Here is a 21,276-nt window from a genome sequence, read left to right on the forward strand (position 1 = left end):
CGACTACTCCGCCCCGCGTGGTGCCGTCGTGGCGGCGGTCTTCACTTCGTCTTCAGCCAGTTCCTTCGGCGCAACCGTCGCATCGGGCTTCACGAACTGCAGCCCGCGCGCGATCACGCGCTCGCCTCGCTTGAGGCCGCTCGCGACCACATGCCTGCCGTCGAGCCCCGCGCCGAGCGCGACTTCCCGATAGGCCACCTTGTTGTCCTGGCCAACCACGTACACGAACTTCTTGCTCTGGTCGCTGCCGACGGCCACGTCCGGCACCACCAGGGCCGACGTGTCGCCACTGCCGGCCAGCCCGATCGAGACGAACATGCCCGGGACGAGCGCCCGGTCGCGGTTCTCGAACTTCGCCCGCGCGCGGATCGTGCCACTGCGGGTGTCGATCTTGTTATCGAACGTGTAGATCACGCCCTGGTAGATGCGCTCCGTGTCGCCCTGCACGCGCATTTCCACCGGGATGTGCTGCTCCTTGTTCTGGGTCTCGGCATGGCGGCGGATAGACTGGACGTAGGCCTGTTCGTCGACGTCGAAGTCGGCATAGATGCCGTCATTCGACACGATGCGGGTCAGCACGGGCGCATTCGCGCCGGGCTGGACCAGGTTGCCGAGGGTGACTTCCGCCCGGCTGATGCGGCCGGCAATTGGCGCCTTGACGTAGGCATAGTCGAGATTGATCTCGGCCTGGCGCAACGCGGCTTCGGCCGCCAGGACGGCCGCCTTGGCCATGCGGTCTTCGTTGGTGCGCTGGTCGTGCAGGCTCAGCGGGATCGCCTCGGCGTCGATCAGGCCCTTGGCACGCTCACGCTCGGCGGCTGCGAATTCGGCACGCGCTCGGGTCGACGCCAGTTCGGCGCGGGCACGGGCCACGGCGGCCTCGTAGGGACGCGGGTCGATGACGAACATCACATCGCCCGCCTTCACCGTTTGCCCGTCGCGCACGCGGACTTCCACGATTTTGCCGCCCACTTCGGGCCGGACCAGCGCTTCGTCCACCGCATTGAGGCGGCCGGAGAAGTTGGCCCAGACGCGCACGTTCTCGGGCGCCAGTGTCTTCACGAAGACCTCGGGCGCGGACGCCGCCGGGGCTGTTGCCGCACGCGTGTCCTTCAATGCCATCGTTGCGACCAGCGTGCCAGTCGTCACGACCAGTACCCCACCCGCCAATAGCCACCGCCGCCTAGCGGCCCGGCTTTTCTGTCTGTCTGCCATGCTCTGCTGCCCAATCCATCGATTGATTCATCCGTGATTCGATCCACTCACGCGCCGCGCGCCTGTCGGGGTTCGCTCCTCAGCTTCAGCGCGCCGAACCGGACGTGGCGCCGACCACGCCGGTCGGTCGCACTTCCGGCCGGGCGATCCGCTGTCGCGCCCATTCGGCGACAAACAGCGCCACTACCAGAAAGACCGCACCCACGAGGCCGAGGGCATGACGGTCGAACCAGGCGATAGCCGCGCCGCCGATGACGCCTGACATCGATACGCCGATGTAGATTGCCGCCGAATTCAGCCCCAACAACAGCGGCGCGGCAGCCGGCGTGATACTGATGAGCCGGTGCTGCTGCGGGACCAGCACACCCCAGCCGCACACGCCCCAGACAATGAGTGCGGGAACGGCGCTCACCAGAGATGCCGACGTCAGGGGCAACAGCGCGAAGTCGATGACCAAGGCGGCGATGGCAACGTTGATGATGCGGCGGCTGCCGTAGCGATCGGTCAGGCGGCCGGCGGCGAGATTGCCGGCGGTCGCCGCCACGCCCCACAGCAGCAATAAGGCCGCCAGCACGCGCGAGTCGCCACCAGTGGCGCGGTCGAAGCTCAGGGCGATGTAGGTGTAGACGAGGAAGAGGCCCGCATAGACCATCCAGGTGGTCAGCAGCGTCAGCAGCACGCGAGTGTCCGCCAGCGGTGCGAGCCGGCGCGACAGGCTGATGGCCGGCGGCGTCGGGATCTCCGGCAGGCGCCAGGCCACGCCCAGCCCGGCCAACGTGCCGACGGCGGCCACGAACCACATCGTCGCCCGCCAGTCCAGCGCACCGCCGATGAAGGTGCCCAGCGGCGCGCCTAAAGCCGTCGCGCTGGACAGCCCACCGATCACGATGGCAAGCGCCCGTCCACGCTGCTCTGGCGGCACCAACGACGCCCCTGTGGCCGTCGCGGTCGGACTGAACATCGCCGCGCCGAGGCCCGCGATCAGCCGGCTGGCCAGCACCAATTCGATGTTCGGCGCCAGGGCGGTCACCACATTGCCCACCACGAACACGGCGAGCCCGGCGAGCAGCAACCGCTTGCGCGGCCAGTGGGCTGCCGCCGCGGCGATCACGGGCGACAGCAGCGCATAGCTCATTGCATACAGCGTGACCATCTGCCCGGCCAGCGCCACGGATACGCCGAGCGAGGCCGAGACCTGCGACAGAACGCCGGCAACAACGAAGCTGTCCGTGCCAATCGCGAACATGCCGCTGGCGAGGACGATAAGACGTCTATCCATGTGAGAGTCCTTCGCGGCACACCCGGCCGCCTATTGAGTGAATTGCAGGACCACAGCCCGCGTAAGTTTCTTGATGAAACTTACGATAGCGCATTAAGTTGCATGATGCAACTTAGTCATCTATGATTGCGCTTATGCACCGTAAAACTTTCACAGGAATGAACTGCTCCGTGGCAGGCGCCCTCGAGCAAATCGGCGAATGGTGGAGCCTGCTCATCGTGCGTGAGTGCACGTTGGGGACGACTCGTTTTGACGACTTCCAGCAACGCCTCGGGATCGCGCGAAACGTGCTGACCACGCGACTGAACACGCTGCTCGAGCATGGAGTGCTGGTGAAGGTGGTGGCGGAGGGCAGCGAACGGCGCACCGAGTACCGACTGACGGAAAAGGGAGAGGCGCTTTATCCGATCATCGTGGGGCTAATGCAATGGGGCGACGAATGGTGCAGCTCGCGAAAGCCCATCCGCCTCGTCGAGGACAGCACCGGCAAGCCGGTCGAACCGGTCAGCCTGCGCGTGGGTCCGCGCACGCTGGGCTTGCGCGACGTGCGTTTGGAAGCCGGCGAGGGTGCGACGGCGCGAACGGCCGAGATCATCGACGCCCGCAATAAGGCCATACTCGGCAAATAGTCATCAAGTCACTCACATCTTGGCAAGGCCTCCGGGTCGCGCGGGCCCGGCGGCCGCCGCACACCAACGGCGCGTTTCTCCATGCGGTCCGGGGTTGTGGTACTTCGCGCGCCCGCTGCCCTGCCCCTACTTGCCAGGCACGACGAGTGGGGCGCCCTTCGTGACGATATAGGTCGCGAGTTCTGACGCCTGCCCTGTGCCGACGTTCCTAGCTGAATGTGGCGTGCCTGCGGGAATGAATAACGACTCGCCCGCGTTGAGCCTGACCGGCTGTTGGTCGGCAAGCTGGTACTCAAGTGTCCCCTGCAGCACGTGGGCGATCTCTTCGCCGGGGTGCGAGTGTTTCGGTGCGAACGCGCCGCGGTCGAAATCCACGCGGACCTGAATGCCTTCCCGACCCGGGACGCTAAGGTCGTGGCTGGCCAGATCGGTTCGATGGACTTCAGGCGTCTGTGCCTGCGCGCTGTGGAGATGCGGGGCAAGGCTGGCGACGACCAGGGCACCCATCGTGATTCGGACGATATTCATTTCACTTTCCTTGATTGTCTTTCGAAGCGAGCGAGCGATTCGTGCGGGGCCGGCTGGCTGCATCCGCAACGATTCATCGCGTGTGAGAGATGCTGGAGCGGCCTCGCCTACTCCGCGTCGAATGCGGCGCGCACCTCTGAAATTGTCGCGGCCTTGTCCTGGAGATGCGGGTAATGGCCGATGCCGGGCAACAGCTTCAGATTCAGATGCGCGCGGCTTGCCAGCTCCTCGCCCATCTCCTTGCGAATGTAGATGTCCTTCTCGCCCCAGATCACCGTGACGTGCGTTTTCAACTTGGCCAGGTTCGCTTCGAAATCGTCCTGGTCGCGTGTGAACCGGGTGTAGTACTGATAGAACGCGTCAGCAGAGGTCAGTGCACCGTTCTGCCATCCACGGGCCATGTCTGCCTTGAACTCCGGCGAGACTTCATAGTGTGAGGACTCGGGAAGCCCACGCGTGAATGCGTTCTGCAGGATCTCGTCGCGGGTCCGGTTGAACGCCGCATGCACAGCATCCGCGGTGGCGGGATCCTTGAGCCCCTGCAGTCGCTCCTGCATGAACTGCGGACGGTTGAACGGCGCAAAGTCGCCAACAATGATCCGTCTGGCGATGGCTGGCTCATTGACGGCAGCCATCAGGGCGGGCAGCGCCCCGATATCGGTCGCGTAGATCACCAGCCGCTGCTTATCGATTCCGGTCGTGGAGATGTAATCCACCAGCACCTTGGCATAGTCCCTAGGCGCATAGGAAAACTTGTCCACGCCGGGACGAGACGATTCGCCATAGCCGGGCCAGTCGAAAGCGTGAACCTCATAGTCCTGGCCCAGGGAAGACGCCACGTCTTTCCACGCGTAAAGCGTTTCAGGAAACCCGTGCAGAAACAAGACCGTGCCTTTAGCGCGCGCATTGTGCACAACCAGACGCCTTAGCTTGATATCGGGATTGACTTGCACGAACCCGATCTCGGGCGTCGTGTTCGGCGTTGCCGCGTGTGCGTTGCCGATGAGCAATGTGGCAACCAGGGCGGCTGCAGGACCGGCGGCACCTGTGAACCGAAGCGCGCTGCGAACCGTGGTTTTCATCGTCATGTCTTTCACCATTTTGCTTGACCTGCAAGCACCCAAACCGACGCGGCGGGTTTCTGCTGCATATGCAGCATTGAAGAATGGCTTTGTATCCCTACTGTAGTGAATCGCCGGGGCCAACGTATTTGTTCGTATCTGCCGCTGCCATCGATACATTGGCATACAAAAATCCCTCAGTGCGCAGTTCTACGTCTGCTCAAATGCAAATGCCCATCGTCAAGTTGCACGCGAAGTGGTCGGCCTCATAGTACGCACCTGAAGGCCTCAGGATCCAACTCGGGAATTGAGGCGATTTATGCCGGCCAGTATCGCGTGCCGGCGCTGACACGTTCCGTGACAAATCAGGACAGACCGCAATACAGACGGGACACAAGCCCTGTCTTAAATGGGTTTTGATGAAATTGGCTAGTTGACCGCCAGATTGGCTGCATATGCAACTCAATCACCATGAAGACTTCTGACTCCAGCACCGCAAAGAAGGGACAGCGCAGGCAGTGAAATCCTGTGGAGCTGCCTGCTTACCCGTACCCGTCAGATTTCCCGTGTGCTGACAGCAATCTATGGCCGCCCTGTGCAAACATCGGCATGTCCCGCAGGATATGTTCAAGCAGCTTGAGCGCCGCCGCCGGTAACGGTCGCCCAGCCTTGACCAGCAAGCGCGCCTGGGTGCCCCTGAACAGCGGATGATCGATCGGCACCACCGTGAGCATTCCGGCAGCGATTTCGCGATACGCAGCGAACTCACCGCCGATCAGGGTCATGTAGTTTTCGTAGGCAACAAACTGCTTGAGCGCCGTCAGTGAATTGGTGACCAGCGTCGGCCGGATCCTGATGTTCTCCGCGAATTCGAGCATCTTGGCGGCGTGCCCGACGCCGAATGACGCCGGCATCATGGCCAGCGGCCAGGACAAGATGTCCTTGACGCTGGCTGCGCCGCCACGCAATGCCAAGGGATGGTCGGGCCGCACCAGCAGGCCGACCGGCTGCGACGAGCTCGCCAGATACTCGATGTGCGGATGTGGCGGCGGATTGAAGGCAAGTCCGATGTGCGCGCGACTTTCGGCCACCGTGTCGAGCACCTGATCCACGCCGAGGATCTCCATGCTGATGTCGAGCAGCGGGTACTGCGCGCAGAACGGCGCCAGCACTTCATTGACCAGTGCATCCACGTACCCCTCGCTCAGGACCAGCTGGACCTGCCCCTGCTGCAGGCCCTTGAGGGCATGGAGCTGGTCCTCGAGCTTCTCCTGATGTGACCGGTAGCCATGCCAGAACTCAAGCAGATGCGCGGCGGCCTCGGTCGGTCTGACCCCACGCGCCTGTCGCTCGAACAGTGTCGTGCCAAGTTCGTCCTCGAGCAGCCGGATCTGCCGAGTGATCACGGATGGCGATGTGTTGAGACTCTCCGCAGCGCCGCGGATGGTGCCTTGCTCAAGCACTTCGCGGAAGTAGCGCAGCCGCTGCTGATTGATTTCGCGCATGTCGAACCATCCACTTGGCCGATGACAGACTCACACCATACCTGATGCGTTGCCCGGAAGGCAACGAAGTGTGGACATGGTTGCTGTTGGAGATTGCCATTGCCGCTGCCACTATCCATTCATCCACGCGGTACCTACATAAAAGACATTGGAGACTGGCATGCTGGTGATCTCGAGCGAAAGCGCAGTAGACGACACCTCCACCCTCTACAACAAGATCAACTGGCGACTTCTGCCGTTCCTGCTGATCTGCTACCTGTTCGCCTACCTCGATCGCGTCAACATCGGCTTTGCGAAGCTTCAGATGCAAGGCGACCTCGGCTTCTCCGATGCCGCATATGGCGTGGGCGCGGGGATCTTCTTTATCGGCTACGTGCTGTTCGAGATACCGAGCAACCTGATGCTGCCGCGCATCGGCGCACGCAAGACCTTCAGCCGCATCCTCGTGCTCTGGGGCATCACCTCGGCCTGCATGCTGTTCGTGCGCAACGTGCCGATGTTCTACGCCATGCGTTTCCTGCTCGGCATCTTCGAAGCAGGCTTTGCCCCGGGCATGATCTACTACCTGTCCTGCTGGTACGGGCCTCAGCGCATGGCGCGCGCCATTGCGATCGTGTTCCTTGCCGGCCCGCTCGGCGGCATTGTCGGCGGCCCGGTCTCGGCATGGCTGATCACCGCGCTGTCAGGCACCGGTGGCCTGGCCGGCTGGCAATGGATGTTCCTGGTCGAAGGCCTGCCCTGCATCCTGCTCGGCGTGCTCGCCCTGTACTTCGTGCCGAACCGTCCCGCTGACGCCGCCTGGCTGACCGAGCAGGAAAAGCGCCTGCTCGCCAACGAGATCGGATCCAGCGCGGCGCACAAACATTCCTTCCTGGCCGTGGCCCGCGATGTCCGGGTCTATGTGCTGGCCCTGGCGTACTTTTGCATCATCGCCGCGATCTATGCGATCAGCTTCTGGCTGCCGACCTTCATCAAGGCCCAGGGCGTGAACGACACCGTGCAACTCGGCTGGTACTCGGCCCTGCCCTATGTCGCCGCGGCCTTCGGCATGTACTACATGGGCCGCCGCTCGGACCGGGTCGGGGAGCGCCGCTTCCACAGTGCCGTGCCCGCAACCGCCGGCGGATTGCTGCTCGCTGCGTCCATCCTCGTCGACGGCAATCTTGCGGCATCGCTAGTGTTGCTCACGCTCGGTACCTGCGCGCTGTGGATGGCCTACACGGTGTTCTGGGCCATGCCCTCCGAATACATCAAGGGCCCGGCGGCCGCAGGCGGCATCGCACTGATCAACACCATCGGGCTATCGGGCGGCTTCTGGGGCCCGGCCATCATCGGGTGGGCCAAGACCGCCACCGGCAACCTTCATCTCGGTGTGCTGATCCTGGCCGCGCTGCCAATCATCGCCGCACTGATCATCCTCGCCAACAAGCTGCCCGCAAAGCGGTAACAAGGAGTCGTCATGCTTCTACATCTCTCCACCTGGTCCGAAATCGAGCAGTTCCTCAAGCGCAGCCGCACGATCGTCGTGCCGATCGGCTCCAACGAACAGCACGGTCCGACAGGGCTGCTGGGTACGGACTGGCTGTGCCCCGAAATCATTGCGCGTGAAGCGGAAAAATCCGCCGATATCCTCGTGGCCCCCACGTTTAACATCGGCATGGCACAGCATCACCTCGGCTTTCCCGGCACCATCTCGCTGCGCCCGTCCACGTTCATCGCCGCGATCGGCGACTGGACCCGCTCGCTGGTGGTGCATGGTTTCGAAAAGATCCTGTTCCTGAACGGCCACGGTGGCAATGTCTCATCGATCGATGCCGCGTTCTCCGAACTGTACGCCGAAGCAAGCTTTGCGCGTCGTCGTGCCGGCTTCGCACTGAAGCTCTGCAACTGGTGGGATCTCGCAGGCGTGGGCGAACTGGCACGAGACCAGTTCCCGACCGGCCACGGCGCGCATGCCACGCCTTCGGAAATTGCCATCACGCAGTACGCCTTCCCCGATTCGATCAAGTCGGCCGACTATGCGCCGCCCATTGCCCCGACCGGCCCGATCCGCGAAGCCCTCGACTTCCGTGCCCGCTTCCCGGACGGACGCATCGGTTCCGATCCAGGCCTGGCAACGCGCGAGAAAGGCCGAGCACTGGTCGAACTGGCCGCGCAGTCCCTGGTCCGCGAACTCGAAGCCTTCGGGCGCGAGCCGATGCCGGACTGAAACCGGTCTGCTGGCGCCACATGACTCGCGATGACTCCCCGTGGCGCCAGCCATCTTGCCCTCCATCGACAAACATCATGCAATCACACGATATCCACCAAAGACTGAAAGCACTCGACATCGAACTGTCCCCGGCAGGCGCGCCGGCTGCCGCATACGTAATGAGTGCGCAGAGCGGCAACCTTGTCTACCTCTCCGGCCACATTGCGAAGAAGAACGGCAACGTGTGGGTTGGCAAGCTCGGCGCCACGATGTCGACGGACGAGGGACGCGCCGCGGCCCGTGCGGTCGCGATCGATCTGCTGTCGACGCTTCAGGCCCACACCGGCGATCTGAATCGCGTCAAACGCATCGTCAAGGTCATGAGCCTGGTCAATTCAACGCCCGACTTCACCGGGCAGCATCTGGTCACCAACGGCGCATCGGAGCTGTTCGTCGACGTGTTCGGCGAGGCCGGCAAGCATGCGCGGTCGGCATTCGGTGTCGCACAGATTCCGCTGGGGGCCTGCGTGGAGATCGAAGTCAGCGTCGAACTGGACTGAGGCTTCAGATCGAACCAAATAGTGCGCGCAGACGAACTCTCAAGGTCGGCGCGACAATCTTTAGCGCGGCAACCAGTTCTCACGAAAAGCAAAGCAGCCAGATGAACGCTCCCACTCCTTCCTCCTCTCTTACCTCCGTCGGTCCCCGCATCAACAGCCAGCGGCTCTGGGAACATGTCTGCGCCATGGCAAGGATCGGCGCCACGGCCAAAGGCGGTGTCAACCGCCAGGCGCTCACCGCGGAAGACACGCAGGGCAAGATGCTGTTGCTCCAGTGGGCATCCAGGCGTGGCTATCAGACCTCGATTGACCCGATCGGCAATCTGTTCATCCGCCGCCCCGGAAGGAATCCGGGCCTCAGCCCGGTATTGACGGGTTCTCATCTTGACTCCCAGCCGACCGGAGGCAGGTTCGACGGTGTCTACGGCGTGCTTGCAGGTTTCGAGGTACTCGAGACACTTGACGATCACGGCACTGAGACCGAACGCCCGATCGAGCTCGTTGTGTGGATGAACGAGGAGGGCTCAAGGTTCCCACCCCCCACGATGGGCTCCGCCGTTGCGGCCGGCGCGCTGCCGCTGACCGATGCATTGGCGATCAAGGACGTCAACGGGATCGATGTGGAACGCGCATTGAAGGCCCAGGTCGCCGAGCTGCCGGTTCTGGAGAAGCGCCCGCTTGGCATGAGCGGCTTTGCCTATATCGAAGCCCACATCGAGCAGGGCCCCGTCCTTGAGAACCAGGCATGCGATGTGGGCATTGTCACGGGCATTCAAGGGCTTCATGCCTACGAGATCCAACTGCTAGGCGCCGAGGCCCACGCGGGCACGACGCCGCTGCGGCATCGCAAGGACGCGTTGGTGGCCGCCACCACGCTCATCGGATGCCTTCGCGCCGCGATAGACGACCCCGAGGATATCCTGCGCTTCACCGTCGGAAGGCTGGAGGTTTATCCGGGATCGCCCAACACCGTGCCAGGCAGGGTGACATTCAATATCGATCTGCGGCATCCCGACCCCGATTCCCTCCTGCGTGCCGGCGAGACGATCCTTCAGCTTTGCTCCGGCGAGATTGAAGGCTGCCCGGTGTCAGCGAAGGTTCTGTTGAGGTCCACACCGATAACGTTCGACGATCGCGTGGTGGCAACCGTGCGCAAAGCTGCTGGCGGTCGGGCCATGAAATTCCTGAACATCGTTTCCGGCGCGACCCACGACGCCAAGTACACCGCACAACATATTCCCACCGGGATGATTTTCGTGCCCTGCGAAAAGGGCATCAGCCACAACGAGGCTGAGAACGCGCGCGAAGTCGATGTCGCGGCTGGGGCGCAGGTCCTCTGCGACGCAATGCTTGCGATCATGTCCGAACCACTATAAGCAGTTCCAACAGCCACATCGATTCCGGGCCAACCGCACCCGGGCAGCCATCGGACGCACGGCCACCGTGAAGTATCGGTCGACACGAAGCGAAGTTGCGACGCAATGACGCCAGAACCATTTCAACCACGGATGTCGGCGCCGATGCGCGCCGTGGCGACGCTATACGCACCAACCAAAGGAGAGGTCTGTGTCTCAGAAGGACAAAACTTCAGGGAACGGGACGCACCGTGCGTCCCTCTATCGAAAAGTAGATATACGCCTGCTGCCGCTGCTGTTCATTGGCTTCATGTTCGCTTATCTGGACAGAGTCAACGTAGGCTTTGCGAAGCTTCAGATGCAGAGCGACCTCGGCTTCTCCGACGCCGCCTACGGCATAGGGGCAGGAATATTTTTTGTGGGCTATGTCTTGTTCGAGGTGCCAAGCAATCTCTTGCTGCCCAGGGTTGGCGCCCGGCTTACCTTCAGCCGCATCATGGTGCTCTGGGGTATCACCTCGATGTGCATGGTGTTCGTCAATAGCGTCCCGGTGTTCTACGCCCTGCGCTTTCTGCTGGGCGTCTTCGAAGCCGGCTTCGCGCCGGGCGTCCTCTTCTACCTGTCGCGCTGGTATGGTCCGAGCCGCATCGCCGGCGCAATTTCGATAGTTTGGCTTGCGGGTCCTTTCAGCGGAATTGTTGGAGGTCCGCTGTCGGCGTGGATCATGACGGCTTTCGCCGGTACGGCCAGCCTCGCCGGTTGGCAATGGATGTTTCTCATTGAAGGCGCCCCCACCCTCGTGCTCGGCGTCGCAGCCTACTTCCTGCTCGTCGATGATCCGTCCAATGCGAAATGGCTCAACGACACAGAGAAACGCGCGCTGGCGGCGGAAACGAACACGGCTGCAGACCGGCGGCACGAATCGTTTCTCATGGTACTGCGTGATCCCAAGGTGTATTTCCTGGCGGTAGCCTATCTGTGCATCATCGCGCCGATCTACGCATTGAGCTTCTGGCTGCCGACAATCATCAAATCCGCCGGTGTCACCAGCACACAGACCCTCGGTTGGTATGCGGCCATTCCTTATGTGGCAGCGGCGTTTGCCATCTTCTTCGGCGGCCGCAGCTCCGACAGGCGTCAGGAGCGTCGAATCCACATCGCCGTGCCGGCTGCCATAAGCAGTCTTTGCTTCATTGGCTGGTACCTCGCCGACGGCAATCTCGCAGTGACACTGGTATGCGTTACCGTCGCTACCGGCCTGATGTGGATGGCCAACATCGTCTTCTGGGCCGTTCCGCCCGCGTACATCAAGGGCAACGCACGAGCGGGAGCCATTGCCCTGATCAATACGATTGGCCTGTCTGGCGGCTTCTTCGGCCCAAGCATCATCGGCTGGTCGAAATCCGTGACCGGAACCATCTACCCCGGGTTCCTGCTGATGGCAGCGATGTTGCTGATATGTGCATTCATCATCCTGTTCCTGCGGCTGAAGCCCAGGGGCGATACTGCGCTTCGCCACGAGTCATTGCCGGCCAGTGTGGGTCAAGCGAAGTAAGCTCCTCTGGCCAGTGATCACACATGCCTGTAGGCACTCGACCATGAAGCACCCAGGGGGCCATGCGGGACAAACTGCGGTCAGACCAGACAGGTGTGCAGCTCTTGCGATGCGCGCCCTCCCGATGTCCCTGAAAGAGAACGTCCACATGAGACTCGCCGAATACACCGCCCTTGACGGCATGGGGCTGCATCATCTCATCGCCACGCGAGAAGTGACCGCAATGGAAGTGGCGCAGGCCGCATTGGCTGCCATCGAGGCCGTCAATCCCCAGGTAAACGCTGTGCTCGATTACTGGCCCGAAGAGGTGGAGATACAGTCAGCCGGCATCGTGAGCGCCGATCCGAGACCGCTCGGCGGCGTGCCGTTTCTCCTCAAGGATCTCGGCGTCACCATGCAGGGACGCAGGAGCGAAATGTGCAGTCGTCTGGCGATGGGAACCGTTGCAAAGGAAGACTCGTACGTGATGACGAGCTTCCGTCAGGCAGGCCTGATTACGCTTGGGCGAACAACCATGCCGGAACTGGCGGTTAGCACGACGACGGAACCCGTGCTGTACGGCCCGACGAGAAATCCCTGGAGTCTGCAGCATGGCGCGGGCGGATCGAGCGGCGGTGCGGGAGCGGCGGTGGCCGCCGGTATCGTTCCGATTGCGCATGCGACGGACGGAGGCGGATCGATACGGGTGCCGGCCTCCTGCAACGGGCTCTTCGGTCTGAAACCGACCAGGGGACGCGTGTCGAACGGTCCCTACGTGGACGAAGTGTGGAATGGTCTGGGCGTGCATTTTGCCGTGAGTCGCACTGTGCGCGACAGTGCGGCGCTGCTTGATGGCATCCACGGCGGCGGCGTGGGCGAGCCCTACTACATTGCCCCGCCCAAAGACAGCTATCTGTCGGAGATCCGGCAGCAGCCGGGAAACCTGAAGATCGGGTTCATGATGAATCCATTCAGTGCCGCGCGTACTGACACGGGGGTTGCGGATGCCTTGAGCAAGGTGGCCAGGACACTCGAGTCCCTGGGTCATCATGTCCATGAAGTAGCGCCAGACTTGGGTGTGAACTGGGACGCCTTTGTGCAATGCAACGCGAAAATCTGGGCTGCCAACGCAGCGCTCCGGATCAACGGCATTGCCGCAGCCACCGGACGAACTGTGGATGAAACACACCTTGAACCTGCAACGCTCGCGCTCTATCGATACGGCATTGAGATTGGCGCCGTAGAGCTCCTGTCGGCATTGCAGGTCAGAAATACGGTCACACGGGCGCTGGGTCGGTTCTTCGGCGACTACGACATTATGCTGACACCGACGTTACCCGGACTTCCGCCTCGGATTGGTGAATACAACCGGGTGGAAACATCAGTCGATGGGCTTGGCTGGATCGCGCACGTTTTTAGCCAGTCACCGTTTACCGCGTTATCGAACGTGACGGGAACGCCAGCAATGTCAATGCCGCTTTCCATCGACCCTCAAGCGGATCTGCCAATCGGCTCGCATTTTATGTCTGGCTTCGGGCGGGAGGACACGCTGTTCCGTCTGGCCGCACAATTGGAAGCGGCATGTCCTTGGCGCGAACGGCGGCCACCGGTATGGGCAGGATCAATCGTCAACAAGACGTCGAATCAGTAGCAGCCGCTATCCTGGCACCAAGTGGCGGAATCACAGCGGTGCATGCGGCGGCGCCGTCTTCCGCGCGCCCGCCTGAGACAGGCGGGCGCACAATACATCAATGCTCATGCGGTTTCGAAACTCTCAGATCTGGGACCGTGACGGCAACCACCTCGGTAGCCAGGATCTTGTGGCTCGGATCAGCCAACTCTAGCCGAAGCTTGTGCGGCCCCGGCGTGAGCCCGACGACGATGATCGGGTCTTCACTCGTATGTGCCCAAGTGCCACGAACGTCGTCCACTGTTACGTGCAAATGCCCGATGCGTGGCGAGATATCGACTGCCGGCTTGCCAAATACCGGCATGACGCGGAAATTCTCCGTCCGGAATTGGACGATGACTACGCCGCGCGCAAGCGGCTCGGCAAGTGCCGGGTACGCTATCAGCTTGGGCGCTGGCTCGCCGCTGAGCGGAAGAATGGCAGGTGGCCGCACGGCATCCTGTGCTGTTTGCGCGGATGCGCCAATGCAGAATGTCGCCGCAATCGCGGCCGTCGAAAGGTATTTCAGGTTGGAGCGCATGACATATCCTTTTTCGCAGATGGGTTGCCTCGATGCGCGGGCCATGCAGAGCGATCGCGCGCAGTTTGAGGGCAGTCTCCACATTTCATCACACGGCGGTCGACCGTTGTGGTGATGTTGTATGGGAAGGTATCGCTTGCCATTCCTGATACATAGCAATACACCATTCGTCGGTATTCCTGCCGGTAGGCTTCAAGTTGAACTGAGCTTCCCTCTGTTTTTCGCCTTCCAGAGGCCGCCGGTTATGCAGCCGCATCCTCGGTCTGTTGAGCCTTGAGCCAGTTTTGGAGGAACTGAACCGGTGATACAAAGCCCAGCGATGAATGACGGCGACTGCGGTCATAGAACACTTCGATGTACTCGAACAAGTCCGCCATTGCCTTCCTGGTGCGTTCGGTAGCGCGTGGCGTGTACTCGCTCGTTCTTCAGGCTATTGAAGAAGCTCTCCGTAGAGACGTTGTCCTGACAATTTCCTTTGCGGCTCATCGAGCAGCGCATGCCATCCGACAGGACCTCACACAGCGCCAACAACGGATAGTGTCCGCCTTTCAACGGCTACGCATAGCTGTTGGCTTAGCGCAACTCGAAATCGGACAGATCAAGTGGGTGGACCCGCCTGCGACTCGGAAAGCGGATGCCCTGCATTGCGACGAAGTCATGCACATACTGGGCCACCGCCAAGCCACCAGTCACTTCTAGCTCATAGTCGTGGCGGCGCAGCAGGAAATCAGGCCCAAAGTAGAAATCATGAACGGCACTGTGGCTGGCGATAGTCGGGGGGAACTTCGCACGCAGAACCCGCCAGATTTCACCGTGGCCGGAACGCCCGGTGCGCCAGGGACTGCCTCGCCTTGTGGCCGGTGTGCGCCGCAAAGCGCAAACGGCTCTTCACTCGCGCGGCCAAAAAAGAGACAGCCCTGCACGTCCGGTCGGCTATCATGCGAATCCTCTCTGAAGTAGCTCCCTATGATTTCCGTCCGTAATGTCACGCTGCGTCGCGGCGTCAATGTCGTACTCGACCGCGCGTCCGTCACCTTCAACCCCGGCGAAAAGATTGGCCTTGTCGGCCGCAATGGCGCCGGCAAGTCATCCTTCTTCGGCCTTCTCAACGGCACGCTGCACGAAGACAGCGGCGAGTTCTCAATTCCCGCTGCATGGAAGATGGGCCAGGTCGCGCAGGAGATGCCGGAGACCGAGCAGAGCGCGACCGACTTCGTAGTCGAGGGGGATACCGTGCTGTTGGCCGCGCAGGCAGAAGTAGCCGCCGCCGAGGTCAGCGACGACGGCATGCGCATGGCGCACGCCTACATGGACCTGCACGACGCCGGTGCGCACGATGCCCCCGCACGTGCCCAAGCGCTGATCCTCGGCCTTGGCTTCAGTGCCGCGCAGCTTAGTCAGCCGGTCAACAGTTTCTCCGGCGGCTGGCGCATGCGACTGCAACTGGCACGCGCGCTCATGTGCCCGTCGGACCTGCTGCTGCTCGACGAGCCGACCAATCACCTCGACCTCGACGCGCTGGTCTGGCTGGAAGCCTGGCTCAAGCGCTATCAAGGAACCCTGGTAGTGATCAGCCACGACCGCGAATTCCTCGACGCGGTGACGCAGGTGACGGTGCACGTCGACAACACCAAGCTCGTGCGTTATGGCGGCAACTACAGCAAGTTCGAAGACATGCGCGCTGAGCAGCTCATATTGCAGCAGGCCGCGATGGCCAAGCAGGCGGACAAGATCGCCCACCTGCAGAAATTCATCGACCGTTTCAAGGCCAAGGCCTCGAAGGCGAAGCAGGCGCAGAGCCGGGTCAAGGCGCTCGAACGCATGGAGAAGATCGCACCGGTACTTGCCGACGCAGAGTTCAACTTCGAGTTCAAGGAGCCGCTCAACGTCCCGAACCCGCTGTTGTCGATGCTGGACGCGAGCTTCGGCTACCCGGCGCCGACCGGCGCACTGCCGGGCACGCCGCCCACGGTCATCGTGCGGGGCATCAACCGTTCCGTGCTGGCCGGGCAGCGCATCGGCATTCTCGGTGCCAACGGCCAAGGCAAGTCCACGCTGGTAAAGACGGTGGCGCACGCGCTGGCGCCGATTGCCGGCGAAATCAGCGAAGGCAAAGGCCTGAATATCGGCTACTTCGCACAGCAGGAACTCGACGTGCTGCGCCCGCTCGACACTCCGATGGAGCACATGATCCGCCTTGCCAAGGACACGCCGGCGCACATGCGCGCTCCCGGCCAGAGTGGCACCGAACAATCGCTTCGCACCTTCCTCGGCACCTTCAACTTCAGTGGCGACATGGTCCATCAGGCGGTTAGCACGATGAGCGGCGGCGAAAAGGCGCGCCTCGTGTTGTGCATGATCGTGTGGCAGCGTCCCAACCTGCTGCTGCTCGACGAGCCTACCAACCACCTCGACCTGGCCACCCGCGAAGCGCTAGGCATGGCGCTCAACGAATTCGAAGGCACAGTGATGCTGGTCAGTCACGACCGGGCCCTGCTGCGCGCCGTATGTGACGAGTTCTGGCTCATCACCAAGGGCGGCGTCGAGCCCTTCGACGGCGATCTGGACGATTACCAGCAGTTCCTGCGCGATGAAACCCGTCGCATGCGCGAGCAGGCGCCCACACAATGAATGGATTGTGTGGGCTCCAGCTCCGGGTCGAGTTTATGCTTCGAAGACCTCGCGATTGGCCTCTACAAATTCAGCGACCGTCTGCGGCGCCTTGCCCGTGATCTCCTTGATGACGCCGTCAGTACCGGAGAAGATGCCGTTCTGATAGTCGACCGCGGTAGCCAGGAAATGCTGGATCACGAATTCCGGCAGGTTGTACTTCTCCAGATGCTCACGATATTGCTCAAGGGTCGACGGCGCATAGGTGATCTTGCGTCCCAGCACCTTGCCAATCTCATCGGCGATTTCTTGCTGGTTCAGCTCGACAGGACCAAAGAGGGAATAGGTCTTGCCGATATGATTCGAAGGCTCAGCAAGGATATTTGCGATCAGACGGGCCTGGTCCTCGGCGGCGATCGGTGCATGACGACCGGCACCATAGGGCAACGTGATCTTGCCTTCCTGCACGAGAGTGTCGAGTACCCACGGAAAAATCAGCCATTCGGAGAAGTAGGTCGGGCGAATATGGACGGCCGGCACACCGGACCAGTCGAGCACGCGCTCGGCGATCCAGTGGTCGCGGGCGGCATGGCTCTCCGAATCGTCCCGCGCCGAGATTTGCGACATCTCGATGACGACCTCTACGCCGGCGCGCTTTGCGGCATCGGCAAAGTATGAGGTGGCCTGAATGTAGCCCGGGCGAACCGGATAGCAGAGATACGCTCCCGCAACGCCTTCCATGGCGCGAATCACGTCGTCATGCTCGAGAAGGTCACCCACGAAGATCTCGGCGCCTTCATTGCGCAGCGCAGCGCTGCGCTCATCTTCCTGGTGTACGAACGCGCGAACCGCGTGCCCAGCGTTGAGCAGAAATCGGGTGGTGTAGACCCCGGTCTTGCCGGTGGCGCCAGTGATGAGATATTTGCGCTGTTCCATGTATTGCTCCAATCTGTGAATGTGTCCGACAGGTTTACATCGCCCCGAGGTGCTGCTTCACATCCTCCAGAATCGCCGCTGAAGCGTCGGAATCTTCAACGACTCTTGACATCGTTACGGCCCCAATCATGGCCGCCGCTGCGAACACAGCCGAGGACCTGGCCGCCTTTGGCGACTTGCCGTCCATTCGCTTCGCCAGTACATCGACCAGTTCTTCAAAACCTTGCGTGGCTGCCGCCCGCGTCTGCGCATCAGCCCTGGCGAGTTCGCTCCCCATAGCCGCCAGCGGACATCCGCCTGTCTGTGTGTCGCGGTGGTGCTCAGACACATAGGCATTGACGACGGCGGCAAATCCGTTGTCCGCATCGCTATCTCGCGCGGCGGCTTCCAGCCCGTCGATGACCTCGGTCATCGCCTGGGAACACGCTTCTGCGATCAGTTGATCCTTCGAAGAGAAATGCCGATAAAAACCGCCCTGCGTGAGGCCTAACGGCGACATCACGTTGTTCAATCCCGTCGCCTGGATGCCATGGATCCGGAACTCTCGCGCCGCGACCTCCACAATGCGTCGACGGGTATCCGCTGTTTCAACCTTTGATTTCCGCATCACCTTTCTCCGTACCTTTGTGTGTGGTCGCTAACCATCTTATTTAGATGGTAGGCAACATCTAAATGGAAGTCAAGGAAGAGAATTGCGGGTGCCGATGGGCTTTTCGGCAGAAAAAAGTTACCCCTGCGGCGCTTCTGCTACGTCGCGGGCAGCAAGATAGGGCCGCAAGTGAGTCCTTATTCGAATGCCTTCAGTCCCTTCACTACGGCGGGACGTTGTGCGGCTGCCTGAAACCACCGCATAAGGGCCGGGTGATCCGGCCACTGAATATTGCCGCTGAAGGTACTTGCGATGGTGAATGCCGCAATGTCGGCAAGCGAAAACGTATCGCCAGCCATGAACTCTGTCGACGCCAGGAATTGCTCCGCTTCGATGAGTGAGGCTCTTGCCAGTTCATGGATGTGCGAGGCCTGAGCGCCTGCGCCGATCTGCTCAAGCCGGAACGCACAGTGACTTACCGCGATCACGTCAGTCAGAAAATAGAAAAAGCGCTCATAGACCTTGGCGCATGCCACCGGATCGGCGGGCAGGAGCTTGTTCCTGGAGCGCTCGGCCGCAAACAGCATGATGGCATTCGACTGCGTCAACACGAAATTGCCGCCGTTCCGGTACTCGACAAGTACCGGAACCTTGCCGAAAGCATTCAGGACACGATGTTGCTCGCTGCGCTGTTCACCCGCAGCCAGATTGACCCGCCTGACCGTATAGGGGATGTCCGCCTCGTCAAGCGCGATCGCGGCACGGATACAGTTGCCAGTCAACGCTCCATACAGTTCGATCGAACCTTGCATGCGTCCTGCCTCATCCATGCGCGCCTCACACTAGGCTACCGGTAGATACGGGCGACCGCCGCAGCCGTCGTCTCCTGAAGCACCAATCGGACGTTCGTCTTCGTTACCAAGTTGTCGACGTCTAATAGTAGTCGGTGGATCTACCGGTCGCTCGTGACAACTCGCCGTCCATGCCCTGGCGTGCCCGGCTCGGTACGCCCGAGGCGGTGACCTGGATATCTGCGGGCCCCGAGCAAAGCATCAGCCCATTAGACGCCTGGTTCCTTCAACCGAGCCATCAATCGTGGCCCGGCGAAATCAAGAAATGCGCGCAACTTCAGCGGCAGAATCCCCTGTCCAGGGTGAACCAGGCTGATGGGCCACGGCGCTGGCTCGAACGCTTCGAGCGTGGTCTTGACCGCACCGGCACGGATCGCGTCCGCCATCTGGTAGGACAGCACGCGAGTGAGGCCGACCCCGGCCACCGCCGCGTCGATTGCGGCTTCGGCAGTGCTCACGACAAGCCGCGAGCGGATGGGCACCTCCACCTCCGCCTTGCCCGACAGGAAAGTCCAGACTTGCCTGGATGCAATCTGATCCATGGTGATGCATGCATGGCCGGTTAGCTCAAGGGGGTTCGTCGGCGTGCCATGTTCATCGAAGTAGGCTGGACTCGCGCATACCACCCGACGCGTTGTGCCAATCCGCGTCGCTATGAAACTGCTGTCGGGTAGTTCAGCGATCCGCACTGCGACGTCGACTTGCTCTTCAAGAAGATGCATCACACGGTCGGTCAGCACCATCCGCACATCGATGTCCGGGTAAGTCTTGAGGAATTCCGCGACCACCGGCAACAAGTGCAAGCGTCCGAAGACAATGGGCGCCGTCATGACAAGTTCACCTTTAGGCGCCGCGTATTCCCCCGATGCGGCACGCTCTGCTTCTCCAACTTCATCGAGAATGCGCCGGCACGCGGCGACATAGGACTGTCCGGCTTCTGTGAGCGCAAGTTGCCGGGTAGAGCGATGCAGGAGTCGGGTTTTCAGGTGTGACTCCAGTTCTGCGACCTTGCGGCTGACCGTTGCAAGCGGAATCTCGAGCTGCCGGGCAGCTGCAGAAAAACTGCCTGCGTCGACCACGGCCACCAGAATCGACATGGATTCGAAACGATCGGCCACGTTCTCATTTTTTGGGAGGATGATTCTTAATAATGGCAGATTATCTTTCTGGGTGGAAGCGCCTACTATCCAGGCATTCCTCGGCGAACGCGTCGAGAGTCTGGAGAATGTGCTGTGTCAACACTATCGAGTACCCAACCGCAGGCTTTGCAACGGAACGCTTCCATCAAAAACTTGCCCGTCAACCTGTTTGCGTCCGTGATGGGCATTGCCGGGCTCTCGATCGCGTGGCGCCAGGCCAGCCAGGAATTTGGGGTAACGCCACTGATATCCGCGGCAGCCGGGATCCTCGCTATCGTCGTGTTCCTGGCGCTGAGCGCGGGGTATCTCGTCAAGGCAATGCAACATCCGGACGCGGTCCGCGGCGAGTTCCGACATCCCGTCGCTGGCAACTTCTTCGGCACCATCACGATCGCTATCCTGCTGCTCTCCTCGGTCGTTGCTCAACTTAGCCAGCCGCTCGCCGAAGTCATCTGGATAGTGGGCACAATTGCGACGATCGCGCTCTGTTTCACGATTGCGAGCCGGCTGCTGCAAGGCAAGATTGACGCCGCACACGCGGTTCCTGCCTGGTTTATCCCCGGAGTCGCCACTTTGGATATTGCGGTTACAGGTGGAAGCATGCCTATGCCGTGGGCTCATGAAGTCAACATGTTCGCACTGGCCGTTGGGACGATGATTGCCCTCTTGTTCTTTACGATGATCATGTCGCGAATGATTCATCACGAGCCCCTGCCCGCGGGCATGATTCCTTCCCTGTTGATCCTGATGGCACCCTTCGAAGTGGGCTTTCTCGCCTACACCAACTTTACGCAACGCGTCGACACATTCTCCGGCATGCTGTTCTACTTCGGCCTCTTCATATTCCTTACGCTGGCGCCTAAAGTCTTTCGCAAGGGAATTCCGTTCGCTTCCGGTTGGTGGGCCATCAGCTTTCCGATGGCGGCCCTCGCGAGTGCCGCGCTGAAATACTCGATGTTCGCCCAGGCCTGGCCCGTGACGGTGATTGCGATCCTCCTCCTCGCCATGCTGAGCATCGCGATCGTGGTCCTTCTTTTCAGAACCCTGCACATGCTTATTAATGGGAAGCTGCTCGCCGGTTGAG

At 61.4% G+C, this 21,276-nt stretch carries 19 protein-coding genes and 1 pseudogene; 9 read left to right on the forward strand and 11 right to left on the reverse strand.

The features are described from left to right. Positions 1–3: 3 nt before the first annotated feature. Together AC07UK_RS24245 and AC07UK_RS24250 are read right to left on the reverse strand one after the other, a co-directional pair. Positions 4–1,149, reverse strand: coding sequence for an efflux RND transporter periplasmic adaptor subunit (locus AC07UK_RS24245; RefSeq protein WP_494693891.1), 1,146 nt, complete (start codon positions 1,147–1,149; stop codon positions 4–6). Positions 1,150–1,300: 151 nt separating this feature from the next. Next, the gene (locus AC07UK_RS24250) at positions 1,301–2,494 is read right to left on the reverse strand and encodes an MFS transporter (RefSeq protein ID WP_114134114.1); all 1,194 of its coding nucleotides are present in this window, start codon (positions 2,492–2,494) and stop codon (positions 1,301–1,303) included. Between the two features lie 170 nt (positions 2,495–2,664). Here AC07UK_RS24250 and AC07UK_RS24255 point away from each other — a divergent pair, with 170 nt between their 5' ends. Beyond that, complete coding sequence (locus AC07UK_RS24255) at positions 2,665–3,123, forward strand: winged helix-turn-helix transcriptional regulator (protein WP_436224174.1); 459 nt, start codon at positions 2,665–2,667, stop codon at positions 3,121–3,123. A gap of 126 nt (positions 3,124–3,249) precedes the next feature. Here the strand turns inward: AC07UK_RS24255 and AC07UK_RS24260 are convergent, their stop codons facing one another. From AC07UK_RS24260 to AC07UK_RS24270, 3 genes are all read right to left on the reverse strand, one after another. Next, on the reverse strand, positions 3,250–3,651 hold the full coding sequence (locus tag AC07UK_RS24260; RefSeq protein WP_436224175.1) for a cupin domain-containing protein: 402 nt from the start codon (positions 3,649–3,651) through the stop codon (positions 3,250–3,252). 107 nt (positions 3,652–3,758) lie between these two features. Then, positions 3,759–4,739 carry an alpha/beta fold hydrolase gene (locus AC07UK_RS24265; protein ID WP_436224176.1) on the reverse strand — a complete coding sequence of 327 codons (981 nt, stop codon included), beginning with the start codon at positions 4,737–4,739 and terminating at the stop codon, positions 3,759–3,761. A gap of 515 nt (positions 4,740–5,254) precedes the next feature. Then, positions 5,255–6,217: a LysR family transcriptional regulator gene (locus tag AC07UK_RS24270; protein WP_436224177.1), complete on the reverse strand. Its 963-nt coding sequence runs from the start codon at positions 6,215–6,217 to the stop codon at positions 5,255–5,257. A 160-nt stretch (positions 6,218–6,377) separates the two neighbouring features. On the opposite strand from AC07UK_RS24270, the gene AC07UK_RS24275 reads away from it, so the two are divergent. The 6 genes from AC07UK_RS24275 (at position 6,378) to AC07UK_RS24300 (ending at position 13,508) form a co-directional block, all read left to right on the forward strand. Further along, positions 6,378–7,664: an MFS transporter gene (locus AC07UK_RS24275; RefSeq protein WP_114134111.1), complete on the forward strand. Its 1,287-nt coding sequence runs from the start codon at positions 6,378–6,380 to the stop codon at positions 7,662–7,664. 12 nt (positions 7,665–7,676) lie between these two features. Further along, on the forward strand, positions 7,677–8,426 hold the full coding sequence (locus AC07UK_RS24280; RefSeq protein ID WP_436224178.1) for a creatininase family protein: 750 nt from the start codon (positions 7,677–7,679) through the stop codon (positions 8,424–8,426). A 77-nt stretch (positions 8,427–8,503) separates the two neighbouring features. Next, on the forward strand, positions 8,504–8,968 hold the full coding sequence (locus AC07UK_RS24285) for a RidA family protein (RefSeq protein ID WP_436224179.1): 465 nt from the start codon (positions 8,504–8,506) through the stop codon (positions 8,966–8,968). A 101-nt stretch (positions 8,969–9,069) separates the two neighbouring features. Then, positions 9,070–10,344 carry a M20 family metallo-hydrolase gene (locus AC07UK_RS24290; protein ID WP_436224180.1) on the forward strand — a complete coding sequence of 425 codons (1,275 nt, stop codon included), beginning with the start codon at positions 9,070–9,072 and terminating at the stop codon, positions 10,342–10,344. Positions 10,345–10,534: 190 nt separating this feature from the next. Next, positions 10,535–11,878 (forward strand): MFS transporter, encoded by a 1,344-nt coding sequence (locus tag AC07UK_RS24295; RefSeq protein WP_436224181.1) that lies wholly within the window; start codon positions 10,535–10,537, stop codon positions 11,876–11,878. A gap of 148 nt (positions 11,879–12,026) precedes the next feature. Then, positions 12,027–13,508, forward strand: coding sequence for an amidase (locus tag AC07UK_RS24300; RefSeq protein WP_494686368.1), 1,482 nt, complete (start codon positions 12,027–12,029; stop codon positions 13,506–13,508). 97 nt (positions 13,509–13,605) lie between these two features. On the opposite strand, the gene AC07UK_RS24305 is transcribed toward AC07UK_RS24300, so the two are convergent. Then, positions 13,606–14,067, reverse strand: a complete 462-nt coding sequence (locus AC07UK_RS24305) for a DUF6130 family protein (protein ID WP_013952071.1) — start codon at positions 14,065–14,067, stop codon at positions 13,606–13,608. Positions 14,068–14,309: 242 nt separating this feature from the next. Then, a pseudogene (locus AC07UK_RS24310) lies at positions 14,310–14,583 on the reverse strand (IS3 family transposase); the annotation flags it as partial. 450 nt (positions 14,584–15,033) lie between these two features. Here AC07UK_RS24310 and AC07UK_RS24315 point away from each other — a divergent pair. Next, positions 15,034–16,698, forward strand: a complete 1,665-nt coding sequence (locus AC07UK_RS24315) for an ABC-F family ATP-binding cassette domain-containing protein (RefSeq protein ID WP_436224183.1) — start codon at positions 15,034–15,036, stop codon at positions 16,696–16,698. A gap of 33 nt (positions 16,699–16,731) precedes the next feature. On the opposite strand, the gene AC07UK_RS24320 is transcribed toward AC07UK_RS24315, so the two are convergent. From AC07UK_RS24320 to AC07UK_RS24335, 4 genes are all read right to left on the reverse strand, one after another. Further along, positions 16,732–17,613: an NmrA family NAD(P)-binding protein gene (locus AC07UK_RS24320; RefSeq protein ID WP_436224184.1), complete on the reverse strand. Its 882-nt coding sequence runs from the start codon at positions 17,611–17,613 to the stop codon at positions 16,732–16,734. A 34-nt stretch (positions 17,614–17,647) separates the two neighbouring features. Further along, on the reverse strand, positions 17,648–18,220 hold the full coding sequence (locus AC07UK_RS24325; RefSeq protein WP_436224185.1) for a TetR/AcrR family transcriptional regulator: 573 nt from the start codon (positions 18,218–18,220) through the stop codon (positions 17,648–17,650). Positions 18,221–18,399: 179 nt separating this feature from the next. Next, on the reverse strand, positions 18,400–19,014 hold the full coding sequence (locus tag AC07UK_RS24330; protein WP_494686367.1) for a glutathione S-transferase family protein: 615 nt from the start codon (positions 19,012–19,014) through the stop codon (positions 18,400–18,402). 248 nt (positions 19,015–19,262) lie between these two features. Further along, complete coding sequence (locus tag AC07UK_RS24335; RefSeq protein ID WP_436225334.1) at positions 19,263–20,150, reverse strand: LysR substrate-binding domain-containing protein; 888 nt, start codon at positions 20,148–20,150, stop codon at positions 19,263–19,265. Positions 20,151–20,285: 135 nt separating this feature from the next. On the opposite strand from AC07UK_RS24335, the gene AC07UK_RS24340 reads away from it, so the two are divergent. Then, positions 20,286–21,275: an SLAC1 anion channel family protein gene (locus tag AC07UK_RS24340; protein WP_494686366.1), complete on the forward strand. Its 990-nt coding sequence runs from the start codon at positions 20,286–20,288 to the stop codon at positions 21,273–21,275. Position 21,276: the final 1 nt, after the last annotated feature.

It is taken from the genome of Cupriavidus sp. GW821-FHT07C08, from assembly GCF_059419025.1.

Coding starts and splice junctions, on each gene's coding strand:
- AC07UK_RS24265 (WP_436224176.1), bottom strand. CDS start 4,739: ATGACGATGAAAACCACGGTTCGCAGCGCGCTTCGGTTCACAGGTGCC.
- AC07UK_RS24290 (WP_436224180.1), top strand. CDS start 9,070: ATGAACGCTCCCACTCCTTCCTCCTCTCTTACCTCCGTCGGTCCCCGC.
- AC07UK_RS24335 (WP_436225334.1), bottom strand. CDS start 20,150: ATGTCGATTCTGGTGGCCGTGGTCGACGCAGGCAGTTTTTCTGCAGCT.
- AC07UK_RS24260 (WP_436224175.1), bottom strand. CDS start 3,651: ATGAATATCGTCCGAATCACGATGGGTGCCCTGGTCGTCGCCAGCCTT.
- AC07UK_RS24315 (WP_436224183.1), top strand. CDS start 15,034: ATGATTTCCGTCCGTAATGTCACGCTGCGTCGCGGCGTCAATGTCGTA.
- AC07UK_RS24305 (WP_013952071.1), bottom strand. CDS start 14,067: ATGCGCTCCAACCTGAAATACCTTTCGACGGCCGCGATTGCGGCGACA.
- AC07UK_RS24330 (WP_494686367.1), bottom strand. CDS start 19,014: ATGCAAGGTTCGATCGAACTGTATGGAGCGTTGACTGGCAACTGTATC.
- AC07UK_RS24275 (WP_114134111.1), top strand. CDS start 6,378: ATGCTGGTGATCTCGAGCGAAAGCGCAGTAGACGACACCTCCACCCTC.
- AC07UK_RS24320 (WP_436224184.1), bottom strand. CDS start 17,613: ATGGAACAGCGCAAATATCTCATCACTGGCGCCACCGGCAAGACCGGG.
- AC07UK_RS24270 (WP_436224177.1), bottom strand. CDS start 6,217: ATGCGCGAAATCAATCAGCAGCGGCTGCGCTACTTCCGCGAAGTGCTT.
- AC07UK_RS24250 (WP_114134114.1), bottom strand. CDS start 2,494: ATGGATAGACGTCTTATCGTCCTCGCCAGCGGCATGTTCGCGATTGGC.
- AC07UK_RS24325 (WP_436224185.1), bottom strand. CDS start 18,220: ATGCGGAAATCAAAGGTTGAAACAGCGGATACCCGTCGACGCATTGTG.
- AC07UK_RS24280 (WP_436224178.1), top strand. CDS start 7,677: ATGCTTCTACATCTCTCCACCTGGTCCGAAATCGAGCAGTTCCTCAAG.
- AC07UK_RS24300 (WP_494686368.1), top strand. CDS start 12,027: ATGAGACTCGCCGAATACACCGCCCTTGACGGCATGGGGCTGCATCAT.
- AC07UK_RS24285 (WP_436224179.1), top strand. CDS start 8,504: ATGCAATCACACGATATCCACCAAAGACTGAAAGCACTCGACATCGAA.